Here is a 16,625-nt window from a genome sequence, read left to right as displayed (position 1 = left end):
ATTTTCACCTAACACCTTATTTATATAACAGACATAATAAGTCTAATTTGAATATATAGGAATACTATTGCCACTAAAAGTGAAATATAGATATACCTATAAGCAGACTTTTTATCATATTTTGCACAAAAGTGAGCTGCATAATACATACAGAACATCATTGCCATATTTAATAGACCATAGAGCATCTGGGCAAAAGCAAATTGCTTGTCTGTACCTACTTCTCCCGCTTCTTTGGACACGTTAATAACTAATGGCATTACATCTGGAAGTTTATTTAGTATATATAAAACCATTGGAAAAAAAGTTGTAAATAAAATTATTGTACTAGTTAAAATCAATGGATACATAAACTTTTTATCCTTATGTAGTCTACTTACCTTATTATATTTCTTTGTCCAAGTGTTTTCTTCAATACCCAGGCCTTCTAAAATTTCTAGGAATTTTTCAGAGTTCTTAGGTGACACAGCATAGCTTATGTCTTGAGTTTTTAAATATATAACACTACTTCCGCTTGTTACAAACATTCTAGCGGTTCCTAAATTTTTTACTGCAATTCTTCCTATTGCAAATTTATTAGAGGATATACCTGAAAGGCTTATACCTCTTATTTTTCCCTTTTCCACAGTGTAGCATTCTACATCACTTAAGGGTAAAATTACTTTTTTAAGTCCTCCCAGTGCACTTATTCTCACTTCACTATTTGTTATTTCATACTTTACAGTTAACCATACTCCAATATGATATAAGTAGAATATATTACAAATCACCAACATTACTCTTATTAAACTCAACATAAGATAGGAATCTAGAACATAGGCAGACCAAACCCCTATTACATTAAACATAACAAAAGTGAATATAGTTGGAATTATTTCTAGTTTCTTATTGCTATTGAAACTATTCATGGATTACCTCCTTATAAATTGTGTATACTTTTATTTTATATTATACTAAGGGATTTTGTCTATTACAAATTTTGTATATATAACAAAAGAGCTGCCAAAAGACAGCCCCTCACTAATCTAAATAATCCTTAAGCTTTTTACTTCTACTTGGATGTCTTAACTTTCTTAACGCCTTCGCTTCAATCTGTCTAATTCTTTCTCTTGTTACATTGAACTCTTTTCCAACTTCCTCAAGGGTTCTAGCTCTTCCGTCATCAAGACCAAATCTAAGTCTTAGCACCTTTTCTTCCCTTGGAGTTAAAGTTCTAAGTTGACTTATTAATTGTTCCTTTAACATGGTGAAAGCTGCTGCTTCTGCTGGAGCAAGGGCATCATCATCAGGAATAAAATCTCCAAGATGAGAATCTTCTTCTTCACCTATAGGTGTTTCTAAAGATACAGGTTCTTGAGCAATTTTCATTATTTCTCTAACTTTATCTACGCTCATATCCATATGTTTTGCAATTTCTTCTGGTAATGGCTCTCTTCCTAATTCTTGAAGAAGCTGCCTTGATACTCTAATTAACTTATTAATAGTTTCTACCATGTGTACTGGTATTCTAATAGTTCTAGCCTGGTCTGCAATAGCTCTTGTAATCGCCTGTCTAATCCACCAAGTAGCATAGGTACTGAATTTAAATCCCTTACTGTAGTCAAACTTTTCTACAGCTTTTATAAGTCCTAAATTACCTTCTTGAATCAAATCTAAAAATAACATACCACGACCAACATATCTTTTAGCAATACTTACAACTAATCTAAGGTTTGCTTCTGCTAATTTCTTTTTAGCATATTCATCACCATTTTCTATAAGCTTAGCAAGTCTCATCTCTTCTTCACCTGATAATAGAGGCACCTTACCAATTTCTTTAAGGTACATTCTAACTGGATCATCTATGGCAATTCCTTCTGGAATTGTTATGTCAACCTCTATTTCTACTTCTTCTTCCTCCTCAACTTCTGGCTCTAAACCTATAACGTCTATGCCCATAGATTCTAGAACTTCATAAATCTTTTCTATTTGCTCTGGAGTTAGTTCTACACCTTCTACTTCTTCCATTATCTCTTTATAAGTTAAATTCCCTTTTTTCTTACCCTTTTCTACTAATTTCTTTACTATAGCAACTTTTCCTGCTTTGTCCTTCATTCCATTACCTCCTCTCTTCTATAGTTTTCCCATTTCCTTTTGTATATCCATAAGCTCTCTAGCTAACATCAAAGTTTCCTCAACCAACCCTTCAGACTCACACTTTCTAATTTTATCCATAATTTTCTTTCTTGACTCCTCTAACTTGTATTTTTTTATGTTATTCACGCAGTCACTTACCATTTTGTCTATGGATCCTTCATCTATATCAACTTTATATTCCTGAATTTTTATCCATTCCTTTGTGAACTCACTATCTTGCATAGTTTGCAGGTTAATAATCTTTATCAATTCTTCCTTAGAGCACATATTATTTTCTTTAATGATTGTATAAATTACTTTATGTGCCTTTAATATAAGGTCATCTTCACTTACATTACTAAATATTTTATCACTTAGCCTTTTATCAAGGGCAAGGCTTAATACCGTTCTTTCAGCCCTAACAAACCCAGGCTCTAAATATAATTTTTGCCCAAACTTCCTATTTATATTATGATTTTTGCTATTTTCTATAGATTTATTGGAATTTTTATCTAAGGACTCCATTATAGCTTCTTCACCTATGCCACTCTTCTCTGAAACCTGCTTAATATATACAGCTTTTTCTAGTGGATCAAGGTCCTTTAGCACGCTAACTACTCTCTTTAGATATTTAATCACCATTTCTTGTTTTGAAAAGTCAATTCCCTTTTCTGCCATCCTTAGTTTAAAATCTATAATTGGTAGAGCCCCGTCTATTAGATTTAGAAATTTTTCCCTGCCGTAGGATCTAATAAATTCATCGGGGTCTTTTCCACTAGGGATTTGAAGAATTTTAAGGTCAAATCCAGATTTTTGTAATATTTCTAAGCCTCTTATAGTAGCATTTTGACCTGCTACATCTGAATCAAAGGATACTATTACAGTATCAATATATCTCTTTAATAATTTACATTGACCTTCTGTTAATGCAGTTCCTAGGGTGGCAACTACATTTGTTACTCCTTGTTGGGAAAGAGAGATTACATCCATGTAACCTTCAACCATGATAACTGTTCTAGCTGGATTATTCTTTATTGCTAAATTTAATCCATAAAGATTTGTTCCTTTATGAAATATTGGGGTTTCGGGAGAGTTTAAATATTTGGGTTTAGAATCATCTAAAACCCTTCCACCAAAGCCTATTACCCTACCACTGACATTAAATACAGGAAATATAATTCTATTTCTAAATCTATCGTATATATTCCCCTTTTCATTTTTTGTAGTAAGTCCTAGTTCTAATATTTCTTCTTCACTAAAGCCTCTTTGTTTTAAATAGGAACGTATTCCCTGCCAATTGTCTAGTGAAAAACCAATACCAAACTTTTTAATAGTTTCATCTGTTATACCTCTTCCCTTTAGGTATTCATAAGGAGCTTTAAATCTTTTTAAATTAGTATAAAAATATCTGGCCGCTTGTACGTTTATATCATACATTCGCTTAAATTTTTCATTAGTTGCTGAACTTTTACCTGGTGAATCTGCATCATCTACTACAATGCCTACCTTTTCTCCAAGAAGTTTTACTGCTTCCGGAAAAGCCATGTTCCTAGTTTTCATAACAAAACTTATTACATTACCAGCCTCTCCGCATCCAAAGCATTTATAAATTTGTTTTTCACTTGATACAGTAAATGAAGGTGTTTTTTCATTGTGAAATGGACATCTTCCTAAATAATTTTTCCCCGTTTTTTTTAAGGTTACTACCTCTGAAACGATATCCACTATATCATTTTCCTCTTTTATTTTTTGTATTATTTCTTCAGAAAACATTATTAACTCACCTCACTCTCAAGTGATTCTAAACTTAAAGAAACCTACTAAATATATTATTCATTAAGTCTAAAAGAATTTAACTTTACGTACAAATTCCTAGCTCTTATAATTCGACATATATCTCTTAAATCCTTTTTTTTAAAAAAGTTTTTTGTAATATAATTGTATTGTTTGTTATATATATATTCTTTATAAGATATAGTTTTCCTTCATAAAGAGTTACTTTATTTAAATATTTATATAGATAAAATCATTACTTTAAATAAATATCCTTAACTAGGTATATATATGTCCTTAAACAGATCTATACAGTATTCATCACTCATTCCTGCTATGTAATCAGCAACACCTTGATTAAGTCCTTCTTCCTTGGCTATGGACTTGTAAAATTCAGGTAGCTTTTCTTCATGAAAATAAAAATATTTATAAAGCTGAATAAGAATAAACCTAGCTTTATCCCTTTCTTCTTTTAGAAACTCTCCATTATAGACTTCTTTAAACATAAAATCTCTAAGCTTTTTAAAGTTATAATCTATATCTTTAGATAATGACACTTGAATATCATTGGAATTTATATTGCTTTTTGTTCTATAGATACAGTCCTTAACTAAGGTATCTACTCTCTCTCCATGAGTATTCCCTAAAATCTCAAGTATATCCTTTGGTATATCCTCCATAGATAAAATTCCTGCTCTTAGGGAGTCATCAATGTCATGATTTACATAAGCTATTTTATCGCTATACTTTACTACTTGACCTTCTAAGGTAAAAGCCTTGCTACTGTTATTAGAAAAACCACTATGATATAGTATTCCGTCCAATACCTCCTTTGATAAATTTAACCCTTGTCCATTATTCTCTATATATGTTAATACCCTAACACTATTTTGGTTATGGCTAAAACCATTGGTAAGTAATTCATTAAGCACTTCTTCTCCACTGTGAGCAAAGGCAACATGTCCAATATCATGACCTAGGGCTATGGCTTCTATTAAGTCTTCATTTAGTCCTATGCCTCTACCTATAGTTCTAGCAATTTGCGCCACTTCCAAGGTATGGGTAAGCCTGGTCCTATAGTGGTCGCTCCAGGTTTTAATATATACTTGAGTCTTTCTCTTTAGCCTCCTGAAGGATTTACAGTGTATTATTCTATCTCGGTCAATCATATAGGCAGTTCTAACTTCATCTAATTCTTCGCTTCTAGCCCTCCCCATAGAGTTTTTAGATTTTGAGCCTTGTGGTATTATACTATACTCTTCACTCTTTTCTATATTTTCCCTAATATTCATCATTGCACCTACCTTTATTTCTTATTGAATACTTAAAGTTATGCTTAGATGTTCAAATTTAGCTTATAAAAACTTTTATATTATAACATAAACTATTGTTTTATTTCTACAACCTTTAAGTATTCTATATATTTAAAATATTAAATTTAATCCCTTCTAATTATATTTAATAACTATATTATGTATGTATATAATTTCTTTATTATGTATATAGTTTCTTTACTATCCATGAATATTCCTTTAATGTACCATAAATTTTTTTCAATTTTTCAAGGAACTGATATATTTATCATAAATTTTTCATAAATATAATTATAGTAGAGATATTTAGTATTATCTTATAGTATTTTTAAGGAGAGAAGTACAATGAGTAACGCAATAGCAGATAGTTCTAGTTCAAATTTACTATCGCCAAGTAATATTAAGAAAAATGTATTACCTTATTATAATTTATCTAGTAACTGCAGTATATATCAGGTGAAGTTTAAGGATACAGATAAGCAAAGAGCTGTATATAAAATAGAAAGTGATTCCCATGAGTATTGTTTGAAAAAAGTATATTATGATGTAGATGAACTGCTTTTTATTTATTCAGCCATAGAATGGTTATATCGCAATAATATAAATGTACCTAGAATACTATCTACTACTAATCATGGAAGATATGTAAGGTATAATGATATGTTATTTATTCTCACAGATTGGGTTAAAGGAGACAAATGCGATTTTGATGATATAAATAATGTAAATATGGCAAGTAGAAATTTAGGACAAATTCATGAGACATCTTTAGGATTCTCCCCAATTTTAGGTAGTAAACATAAGGAAGGTTTCACCAATCTTACAGACTCTTTAAATAAACATACTCTTCAACTTGTTAAAAATGAGAAGCTAGCATTAAAGTATAAAGATTATTTTTCTAAAATATATAGAGTTAGTTTTACTAATAGCATGTGCCTAGCAAATTTATCAACTAACGTAGCCAATACTATAGACTATGACAACTTATCCATATCCATTTGTCACAATGATTATGTAAGTAAAAATCTTATCGTAAATCAGGGTAAAATTTACGTTATAGACTTTGATAAATGTAGATACGACTATTCAGCTTTTGATATTTCTTATTGTTTAAGGAGACTTATGAGAAGAGAAAACACTTGCTGGAATGGAGATTTAGCCATAAACTTTTTACAGGAATATGAGAGCAGTCACCCTTTGACCTTTGATGATTATAAATATATCCTTGCCTACTTAGCCTTTCCACAGAAATATTGGAAATTATCTAGGGATTACTATAAAAATATATCAAAATGCAATAAAAAAGCCTTTATTAATCTTCTTAATAAAGCTGTAATCCACAATGATATCCATATTGATTTCAGTTATAAACTACTGGATTATATTGAAAATAAATTTAGCACTAAAATTTCCTTTAAATAAGACTCTTAAAGATATATAAAGAGGTTATCTGAAAATATTTTAATTCTTTTCAGATAGCCTCTTTGTTAATTATTATTTTTTATTTTATTTGCATCCACAGCAGCATTTTTTTCTTGGATTTTTAACTTCAGCTTGAGCAGCTGCAAGTCTTGCTACTGGAACTCTGAATGGTGAGCATGATACATAGTTTAATCCTACTTCGTGGCAGAATTCAACGGAAGATGGATCTCCACCGTGCTCTCCACATATTCCAAGTTTGATGTCTGGTCTAGTAGATTTTCCTAGGTCAGCAGCCATCTTAACAAGTTTTCCAACTCCAACTTGGTCTAATCTTGCAAATGGATCAGATTCATATATGCTCTTGTCATAGTAGTGTTTTAAGAAGTTTCCAGCGTCATCTCTTGAGAATCCAAAGGTCATTTGTGTTAAGTCATTAGTTCCAAAAGAGAAGAACTCAGCTTCTTTAGCTATTTCATCAGCAGTTAAAGCAGCTCTTGGAATTTCTATCATTGTTCCTACCATGTACTTCATATCTATGCCTGATTCTTTTATGATTTTATCAGCTGTTTCTGTAACTATGTTTTTAACATACTTAAGCTCTTTTACTTCTCCAACTAATGGTATCATAATTTCAGGTACTATATCATAACCTTTTCTAGTTTTAACATCTATAGCAGCTTCTATTACTGCTCTTGTTTGCATTTCAGCTATTTCTGGGTAAGAAACTGCAAGTCTGCAACCTCTGTGACCCATCATTGGGTTGAACTCATGTAATGATTCAACAGTATTTTTTAGATCTTCAAAGGTAATTCCAAGTTCTTTAGCTAATTCTACTATTTCATCATCTTCATGAGGAAGGAACTCGTGTAGTGGTGGATCTAAGAATCTTATAGTAGCTGGTCTATCTTGTAACTCCTCGTAGATTCCTATAAAGTCACCCTTTTGCATTGGTAATAATTTTTCTAGAGCTGCTCTTCTTGTAGCTTCATCCTTAGCAACGATCATTTGTCTTATAGCCATGATTCTCTCGCCTTCAAAGAACATGTGCTCTGTTCTACAAAGTCCTATTCCTTCTGCTCCGAATTTAACTGCTTGAGCTGTATCTCTTGGATTATCAGCATTAGTTCTTACTTTCAAGGTTCTTAGTTCATCAGCCCATGCCATGAATGTTCCAAAATATCCACTTATTTCAGGATCTACAGTTTTAATTTGTCCTGCATATACATTTCCTGTACTTCCATCTATTGAGATGTAGTCTCCTTCTTTATAAGTAACTCCACCTACTGCAAAGGTCTTATTTCCTTCATTTACTGTTAAGTCACCACAACCAGCAACACAACATGTTCCCATTCCTCTAGCAACAACAGCTGCGTGAGAAGTCATTCCCCCTCTTACTGTTAATATACCTTCAGAAGCAATCATACCTTCAATATCTTCTGGTGAAGTTTCAAGTCTAACTAAAACTACCTTTTCACCATTTTCATGGGCAGCTTTTGCATCTTCTGCAGTGAAGTAAACCTTACCACAAGCAGCACCAGGAGATGCTGGAAGTCCTTTAGCTATAACTGCTGCAGCCTTAAGTGATGCTGAATCAAAGGCAGGGTGTAATAATGTATCTAATTGTTTTGGTTCAACTTTAAGAATCGCTTCTTCCTTAGTAAGCATTTTCTCTTCTACAAGGTCAACAGCTATTTTTAATGCAGCTTGAGCTGTTCTCTTACCGTTTCTTGTTTGTAGGAAGTAAAGCTTACCTTCTTCTATAGTGAACTCCATATCTTGCATATCTCTGTAATGGTTTTCTAAAGTGTTTACAATATCCATAAATTGTTTATACACTTCTGGATTTTCTTGTTCTAATTGCTCTATTTTTTGAGGTGTTCTGATACCAGCAACAACATCTTCTCCTTGAGCATTCATTAAGTATTCAGCAAATATTTTCTTTTCTCCTGTAGATGGGTTTCTTGAGAATGCAACCCCTGTACCAGAAGTATTTCCTTTATTACCAAATACCATTTCTTGAACGTTTACTGCAGTTCCCCAACTACCAGGAATATCGTTCATTCTTCTGTATACTATAGCTCTAGGATTGTTCCAAGATCTAAATACAGCAGTGATAGAAGCTATTAATTGTTCTGTAGGGTCGCTTGGGAATTCTTCTCCCTTAGCTTCTTTGTAGTAAGCTTTAAATTTAGCTACTAATTCTTTTAAGTCTTCTGCATTTAATTCTGTATCAAGTTTTACGCCTCTAGCAGCCTTCATCTCATCCATGATATCTTCAAAGTTTCTCTTTTCTACTTCCATAACTACATCAGCAAACATTTGAATGAATCTTCTGTATGAATCGTATGCGAATCTAGGATTGTTTGTTTTATTAGCCATTACTTCAACGGTTTCATCGTTTAATCCTAGATTAAGGATAGTATCCATCATTCCAGGCATAGATGCTCTAGCACCAGATCTTACTGAAACCAATAGTGGATTTTCTAAACTTCCAAACTTTTTACCTGTAAGTTTTTCAAGTTCAGTCATTTTTTCATGAATTTCGTCAACGATTTCTTCTGCGATTTTCTTTCCATCATCATAGTATTTATTACAAGCTTCAGTTGTTACTGTGAAGCCTTGTGGCACTGGAATTCCTATGCTTGTCATTTCTGCAAGGTTTGCACCCTTTCCACCTAGTAAATTTTTCATGCCGCCGTTGCCTTCATTAAAAAGGTACACATATTTTTTCTTTTCCATGTTATACAACCCCTTAACTCTTAAATTATAGTTATATAGTCAAATGAATAAAATTATTCATTTTCACCCAATTTTACAAATATCATAGAAATTGTTGTCTTAGATATTTTTCCTACAATTTTCGGAACTTCTTTTCCCCTTAAAAGTTCTAGCCTTACAACAGGTAAGGAATCTACCTGATGCTCAATTATTTTTTTTGCAGCATCAAAGGCTGAATCTTCCTCTGATACACTAACAATATTCGGCATTCTAGTCATGATAATTCCAACGGGTACTCTATGCATATCAGCTGTTCCCATAGCCATCTTTATAAAGTCTTTTCTAGATACAGCTCCTAATAGTGCTCCCTCATTTTCAATGAATAAAGTTCCTGTGTCATTTAAAAAAAGTGTTAGAATGGCCTCATAAACTGGTGTGTCTTCCTTTACTAAAACAGGTTCAGACATTACATCCTTAACCTTTATATTTCTAATTTCACTGTTTTTAGGTCCTTTATTTGAATTTTTAACACACACATATCCAACTTTAGGTCTTGCTTGAAGTATACCGGTCATAGTCAATATAGATAAATCTGGTCTTATGGCGGATCGCGTAAGCCCTAACTCTTTTGCGATAGCTTCACTGGTTATTGGTTCATTTTCTTTAACTAATTCTATTATTTGTTCCTGTCTAAGCGAGAGTTTAATGACAATTCGCCACCTTTCAAAATTCTATTATTCACTCCAAATTCTATAATTTTAATTATATCACACATTGGGGTGAGTAAGTGTTATTTTTAAGTTATTTTCTATTATATTGTATAAGAGATTTATTTAATTTGCAACTTTCTCTAAAAATTTTTAAAATATTTCGTTAATTCTTGGGTAAATTTTATTCTAAATAAAAAAAGATGAGTATATGCTCATCTTTAATTAATATCCAAATATATAAAATTTATGTTATCTTTTCATATTATTCTTTGCTTCAGAAATTTTTTCTTTAATCTTTCCTGAGGTTTCAGAGAAGATCTCTTTTAGATCATGGGTTACTTCTGTAGCTTTCTTTGCAGTTGTTTCCATGGTGCTCTTTACAATTTTATTAACTACTTCTACAGTTCCATCTTCTTTAATTATATCTATTTCTAGATCAATAAATACTGCAGTTGCAGCTCCTAAAACTATTAAAACTGGTTGCAATAATAATGCTATACCCACCACAATTCCTGCATTTACAGGAATATTCACTAGGATAGAATCATCCTTTCTAATGATAATTCTAGAAACATTACCAGCCTTTATCAGCTCTTTTATATAGGTTACAAATTCACTTTGAGAAATTTTCTCATTGAAATTTCTATTATCCTTTTGTTTTTCTCTTTCACAATGAATTAATGCTTCGATTAAGTCCCCATTGAATCTTTCTAATAATTCCTTAGCTTCTTCTTCAGATAGATTAGCTCTTTCTTTTAATATATTTATCTTTTTTAATGTAGCTTCATCCATAAATATTTCCTCCCTAGCAATATTTAATACTTAAGTATATTATATCACTTATATACTAAAACTTTTTAAGTAAGGACAGGCTATTAGGTTTTTTTCTATAATTTAGACTTATAAAGGTTTCTAGGATTTTTCCTATTTGTTCCTTTGTATTTATATCTAAATTAAGTCTTCCTACCTTCTCCAGCTCCACTTTACTTAGAAACTTTAATCCATTATATGTGGCAGCAGATACTTTCGTACCATATTGTTTTTCACATTGGTTACAAATTCCACCATAGAACTGAAAAGAAATATAGTCTGTGGTATTTATCTTATTTCCACATAGGGCACAGTTTTCTAACGATATACCATAGCCTGTAGCCTTTAAAACCTTAACTTCAAAGGCTCTTGCTAAAAGATCTAAGTCTATAGCCTTGTTTCTCATAAGATAAAAGCATTTCACTAAATCTATAAATATGGGATGACTCTCACCTTCTTCTATGGCAATATCTATGAGTTCATTAAAATAAGAACCATATATTAAGGTATCATAGTCATTTAATATATCTTGAAAGGAATCTATAATTCTCCCTTCATTTAAGGTATATAAAGTTCTTCCTTTATATAGTACATACTCACCAAAGGAGAAAGGTAGGGTATTTGAAAAATTTTTATTTTTACTTTTTCTAGCTCCCTTTGCAATGACAGTTACCTTTCCAAACTCCTCTGTAAATATCCATAGTAATTTATCATTTTCTTTGTATTCTTGGGTTTTTAAAACTATCCCTCTAGTCTTGATAGTATTCAATGAATAACACCTGCAATTCTACTTATAACCAAGTTCCTTGAGTACAAATGCACTATCTCTCCACTCTGATTTAACCTTAACCCAAATCTTTAGGTTTACTTTACAGCCTAGGAACTTTTCAATATCTTGTCTTGCATAGGTAGATATTTTCTTCATCATAGCTCCATTTTTACCAATTATTATACCCTTGTGGGAGTTCTTCTCACATAGCATATTTGCCTCAATAAGATAACTTCCATTTTCATTCTTCTTCATGGTTAAAATTTCTACAGCAATACCATGAGGTACTTCTTGAGATAAAAGTCTTAGGGCTTTTTCTCTTATAGTCTCCATTACTATAAATCTTTCTTGCTGATCTGTTATCATGTCTTCTGGGTAATACATTGGTCCCTCTGGTAACTGATCAACTACTAATTCTAATAATTTTTCGGTGTTCTTTCCGTTAATAGCTGAAATAGGTATTATTTCTTTAAAATCTAAAACTTTAGTGTATTCTTCTAGAGTTTTAGCTACTCTATCAGCAGGGTTTTCATCTATTTTATTTACTACTAAAAACACTTTAGTATTGCACTGCTTTAGTTGTTCTAAAATATGAAGGTCTGCCTTGTTTATCTCCCCTTCTGGTGTTGTTAAAAATAGCACCACATCCACATCCTGCATGGAATCTTTAGCTATCTTCACCATGTACTCACCTAACTTATGTTTAGGTTTATGCATACCTGGTGTGTCTACAAATACTATTTGAAAGTTATCCCTTGTAAGTATTGTTTGTATATTGTTTCTTGTAGTTTGTGGTCTACTTGATACTATAGATAATTTCTCTCCCATTAAATAATTTAAAAGGGTTGATTTACCCACGTTTGGTCTTCCTATTATAGTTATAAATCCTGATTTAAACATATATCTCTCCTTATTTAAGTAAGTCCTCTTTAGTAAAAGCTCCTGGTAGTATTTCTTCTAAAGTTTTTACTATATACTCATCTTGATTTTTAATTAATACTATTTCTATATCTTTAGCTGCAAACTCAGCAATAACCTGTCTACATATTCCACATGGAGCTGTAAATGCTAACATATCTCCTACTATGGCAATTTTTTTCATTATAGTATGTCCTTCAGATACAGCCTTAAATATAGCCGTTCTTTCAGCACAGTTAGTAGCGCCATAAGAAGCATTTTCTATGTTACAGCCTGTAAATACACTGCCATCTTCCATTTCAATTGCTGCTCCAACTTTAAACTTAGAATATGGCACATAAGCTTTTTCTCTAGCCTCTATAGCAAGTCTTACCAATTCCTTTATATCCATTTTATCTTCCTCCAACCTAATTACTCAAATCTATCCATGGTTTATAATAATCACACATTTCTTTAGTTTTTTAGTTTCTTAGTTATATTAGTTTACCATAGAATACGAATTTTATCACATTATTTTTATTGCTTATATTTTATTTAGCTTCATTCATTTAGTAATTACCCAATAAGCTGATATAACAGTAAGGTTAGTAGTGATCCAAAGGCTCCTCCAAGGACTACTTCAAGGATGGAGTGTACGTTAGAATCTACTCTGCTTTGGGCTACTATGAAGGCTAATAAAAATGCCAATATCATTATTAGTGGCTCTGTGGTTAATAGTGTAATGGTGGTTGCCACAGCAAAGGCTATGGAACTATGACCACTTGGCATTCCGCCTCTTAAAGGTGTACCTTCATCATATACAGCCTTTACTACTACAGTGGCAATACTAACTATTACTAACATTAAAAATATCATGTGAGGGTCAGAATTTTTAATTTTCAAAAGAATAATTATAGAAAAAGGTAGAACTTTATCACCAAAAATTATATAGGCTACTAAAACCGCATTTATTGCAGTGACTAATACTGCTCCTGCAGCTACATTTTTCGCAATCTTTGCTAGGGGATGATAAAAGTTGGTGGTGGCATCTATGGCACATTCCACTGCTGTATTTATCATCTCTGCAACCACAACCATTGTTATTGTAATTGCAATTACCAAAAGTTCCATCTTTGTCATGTCAAAGAAAAAACAAGCTGTTAGTATTAACATAGCTATTATCATATGTATTCTCATATTTCTTTGAGTTCGTATTGAATAAATTATTCCCTCTATAGCATAGTTAAAACTATCCACTAGCTTCTTTACCTTCATAATAACCCCACCTTAATTAAAGCTGATATAACCTATATATAATCTATTATCTTTCAATGTTAAACTTACTTAGAATTTCTTCTTCTCTAGCTCTCATTATTACCTTATCATCATCTTCCATGTGATCATATCCAAGCAAGTGAAGAATGGAGTGAGTTACTAAGTAGCACACTTCTCTTATAAATGAGTGTCCAAACTCTTCACTCTGCTCCTTTGCTCTCTCTAAGGATAACACAATATCTCCAAGGACTAAATTTCCTTCATTTAAATCAATAATTGAAAATTCATGTTCTAAATAGCACTCCTTGAATACTTTTTTCTCATCATAGTCTAGCATGGGAAAGGATAGTACATCTGTAGCCCTATCTATTCCTCTTGTATCTGAGTTTATTTCTCTTATGGCCTCATTATCTACAAAAATTAGACTTACTTCATAGGGAATCAGAACCTGTTCCTCTTTTAAAGCATAATCTATAATTTCTTTAATATTTTCTTCTAAGTCTTTTTCAACGGAAATAAGACTTTGCCTATCGTCCATATAAATCATATTTTATCTCCTATTTATCCTATATCTGCTTTTCTTTTTCAACTTCTTTAGTTTGTATAACTGCTTCTGGCTCTTTTAACTTAAACTGTTCTTCCTTAGTTGATACAACTTCTTTATCTTCTTCAAGGTTTTTTTCATTGTTTTCTTTTGTTAAATTAATCTTGTCTTTAGGATACTCAATTCTTTCATGGTAAATTCCAGATAGAACCTTTAGAAAACTCTCTCTTATTTTCTCTAAATCTTTAAAGGTTAGGTCAGAGTTGACAAACTGATTTTCATCAATTCTACTCTTAATTATGTTATTTACCATTTCTTCTATCTTCTTTTTGTTAGGCTTATTAATGGACCTTACAGAGGCTTCAACCCCATCTGCTAACATTATAATGGTAGATTCCTTTGATCTTGGTGGTGGTCCACCATATCTATAATCTGCCTCATTTACCTCATCGGGATTCTCACTTTTATTTCTCATAGTTATATAAAAATACTTAGCGAGAGAATCTCCATGATGCTCTCTCACAACATCAGTGATGCCTTCAGGTAAGTTATATTTTTCTGCTAATTTAACCCCATCTTCCACATGGGATAGTATTATGGCAGAGCTCATAGCTGGTGACATATCATCATGAGGATTTACTATACCTATTTGATTTTCCTTAAAATAATAGGGCCTTTCTAGCTTTCCAACATCATGATAATAGGAGGCTACCCTAGCTAGTATTGGATTGGCTCCCACACTTTCTGCAGCCATCTCTGCTAAGTTTGCAACTAACACACAGTGGTGATAAGTACCTGGTGCTTCTAAAAGTAATCTCCTCATCAAGGGATGATTAGGGTTAGCTAACTCTAGAAGTTTAATATTAGTTAATACATCAAATATATTTTCTAAAACTGGCAGTATTCCTATGGCTAATATTCCTGATACTATAGCAGATATTCCTGTAAGCATAGCCTTATTGATTATACTAGTCACATTAGTGCTTAGGAAATATCCCATGGCACCAGTAAATACTACATTTATAGCTCCAATGAGCAAGGAAGAATACAATATGTCATTTCTTTGCTGAACCCTTTTTAATACCATTGGAACTATTACTGCATTGACCATAGCTATAAGAGTTAAATCTACTGAAAATTTAACAATAAAGGATATAAATATTACATTTAATATTCCTATGGTTACAGATGTTTTACTATCAATTAGTACAGATAATAAAATTGAAATACAAGCAAAGGGTATAACATAAGGAGATATGAGAATAGATATCCTAGCTAATACTACAGTTAGTACTGTCAGTAGGTTTATCAGGATAACCTTACTATTATCTTCATATATGTCTCTGCGCTTTTCTTTTATATATCTCCACTGTAATCCTAATACTCCTGCAACAACTAGAAGTAAAACTAGGTTCATATAAATGCCCGTAGATTTATCATTACCTAAGAGGCCTAAGTCATTTAGAAGCTCAATTTGTGATTCAGTAATAGGTTGACCTTCTGCTATTATAGTTTGATCCTTTTTATAGATTACAGGTGTTACATTTTTAGTTATGTTTTGTCTCGCTTCTTCTGTCTTTTCATGATCTACAAAATAGGTAGCCTTAGTTTGCGAATAACCTATGGCCATGGCTAGATCCTTAACATTTTTAGCATAGCTAGTATTATTAAAGAAGGCAGTTATATATCCTTGTGCTGAAACTATATCCTGAGGTTTATTCTCGTATATAGGGGTAGTATCATATAAATTATTCATACAATCTACTATCTCTTCATTTAGGCTATTTAATCCAGTCTCATTTAAGGATAAAAGTAATCCATAGTTTTCAGTAGAAAGATTTTTTATAACACTTTCCTCTTTTAACTTTTTCAGCTTTATCCCATTGATTTTTTCCTGTTCTGACTTAATTTTTTCATTATCATCTTCACTGGAAGGATTATAAGGAGGATTTTCAGAATTTATCTTTTTAACTAATTCAAAAAGTTTATTTATATTATCTAAAGCACCCTTTCTTATATTAGCATCATAGGTATAGGTTTCTTGTACGTGTTTTAGCTCTTCTTCAATACTCTTTTGAGTTGCTACCTTATCTTCCACATCTCTTGGTGCTTTAATATCAAATTTAGCTATTTCACCTACTTGAAGGTTATATTTTTTACTTACTACTACAGTGCTTAAAATCAAATAAACTATTAAAGTTGTAATTATAAAAGTAATATAGGGTTTTATTCTTGGAAATCTTATCCTTGATAATCTTTTTTTATGTCCCATATTTACA

The 16,625-nt window shown here is 31.8% G+C and carries 14 protein-coding genes; 1 reads left to right on the top strand and 13 read right to left on the bottom strand.

What is annotated here, in order from left to right; translation table 11 throughout:
* Nucleotides 1–20 precede the first annotated feature (20 nt).
* The 4 genes from B2P65_RS11835 to B2P65_RS11820 form a co-directional block, all read right to left on the bottom strand.
* Nucleotides 21–908 carry a PH domain-containing protein gene (locus B2P65_RS11835; protein ID WP_346848435.1) on the bottom strand — a complete coding sequence of 296 codons (888 nt, stop codon included), beginning with the start codon at nt 906–908 and terminating at the stop codon, nt 21–23.
* 112 nt (nt 909–1,020) lie between these two features.
* Nucleotides 1,021–2,094 carry an RNA polymerase sigma factor RpoD gene (rpoD, locus tag B2P65_RS11830; RefSeq protein WP_346848434.1) on the bottom strand — a complete coding sequence of 358 codons (1,074 nt, stop codon included), beginning with the start codon at nt 2,092–2,094 and terminating at the stop codon, nt 1,021–1,023.
* 18 nt (nt 2,095–2,112) lie between these two features.
* The gene (dnaG, locus tag B2P65_RS11825) at nt 2,113–3,888 is read right to left on the bottom strand and encodes a DNA primase (protein WP_346848433.1); all 1,776 of its coding nucleotides are present in this window, start codon (nt 3,886–3,888) and stop codon (nt 2,113–2,115) included.
* 275 nt (nt 3,889–4,163) lie between these two features.
* Entirely contained in the window at nt 4,164–5,180 is a 1,017-nt protein-coding gene (locus tag B2P65_RS11820) for a deoxyguanosinetriphosphate triphosphohydrolase (protein WP_346848512.1), read from the bottom strand.
* A gap of 366 nt (nt 5,181–5,546) precedes the next feature.
* On the opposite strand from B2P65_RS11820, the gene B2P65_RS11815 reads away from it, so the two are divergent.
* Nucleotides 5,547–6,623 (top strand): CotS family spore coat protein, encoded by a 1,077-nt coding sequence (locus B2P65_RS11815; RefSeq protein WP_346848432.1) that lies wholly within the window; start codon nt 5,547–5,549, stop codon nt 6,621–6,623.
* Between the two features lie 84 nt (nt 6,624–6,707).
* Here the strand turns inward: B2P65_RS11815 and ppdK are convergent, their stop codons facing one another.
* The 9 genes from ppdK to B2P65_RS11770 form a co-directional block, all read right to left on the bottom strand.
* Nucleotides 6,708–9,362 (bottom strand): pyruvate, phosphate dikinase, encoded by a 2,655-nt coding sequence (gene ppdK, locus B2P65_RS11810; protein ID WP_346848431.1) that lies wholly within the window; start codon nt 9,360–9,362, stop codon nt 6,708–6,710.
* A 53-nt stretch (nt 9,363–9,415) separates the two neighbouring features.
* The gene (locus tag B2P65_RS11805; RefSeq protein WP_346848511.1) at nt 9,416–10,048 is read right to left on the bottom strand and encodes a helix-turn-helix transcriptional regulator; all 633 of its coding nucleotides are present in this window, start codon (nt 10,046–10,048) and stop codon (nt 9,416–9,418) included.
* Between the two features lie 252 nt (nt 10,049–10,300).
* Complete coding sequence (locus B2P65_RS11800; protein ID WP_346848430.1) at nt 10,301–10,843, bottom strand: DUF4342 domain-containing protein; 543 nt, start codon at nt 10,841–10,843, stop codon at nt 10,301–10,303.
* 55 nt (nt 10,844–10,898) lie between these two features.
* Nucleotides 10,899–11,630 (bottom strand): DNA repair protein RecO, encoded by a 732-nt coding sequence (gene recO, locus B2P65_RS11795; protein ID WP_346848429.1) that lies wholly within the window; start codon nt 11,628–11,630, stop codon nt 10,899–10,901.
* 18 nt (nt 11,631–11,648) lie between these two features.
* A complete protein-coding gene (gene era / locus B2P65_RS11790; protein ID WP_035128906.1) occupies nt 11,649–12,530 on the bottom strand; it encodes a GTPase Era in 882 nt (293 codons plus the stop codon).
* A 10-nt stretch (nt 12,531–12,540) separates the two neighbouring features.
* On the bottom strand, nt 12,541–12,939 hold the full coding sequence (locus B2P65_RS11785) for a cytidine deaminase (RefSeq protein WP_346848428.1): 399 nt from the start codon (nt 12,937–12,939) through the stop codon (nt 12,541–12,543).
* A 164-nt stretch (nt 12,940–13,103) separates the two neighbouring features.
* Nucleotides 13,104–13,802 carry a diacylglycerol kinase gene (locus tag B2P65_RS11780; protein WP_035128900.1) on the bottom strand — a complete coding sequence of 233 codons (699 nt, stop codon included), beginning with the start codon at nt 13,800–13,802 and terminating at the stop codon, nt 13,104–13,106.
* Between the two features lie 46 nt (nt 13,803–13,848).
* Entirely contained in the window at nt 13,849–14,349 is a 501-nt protein-coding gene (gene ybeY / locus B2P65_RS11775; RefSeq protein WP_346848427.1) for an rRNA maturation RNase YbeY, read from the bottom strand.
* Nucleotides 14,350–14,368: 19 nt separating this feature from the next.
* Nucleotides 14,369–16,618 (bottom strand): HDIG domain-containing metalloprotein, encoded by a 2,250-nt coding sequence (locus B2P65_RS11770; RefSeq protein WP_346848426.1) that lies wholly within the window; start codon nt 16,616–16,618, stop codon nt 14,369–14,371.
* Between the last annotated feature and the right edge of the window lie 7 nt (nt 16,619–16,625).

Source organism: Clostridium sp. UBA3061 (assembly GCF_002367465.1).
GTDB lineage: Bacteria > Bacillota > Clostridia > Clostridiales > Clostridiaceae > Clostridium_J > Clostridium_J sulfidigenes.
This window is presented reverse-complemented; position numbering and strand designations above follow the sequence as displayed.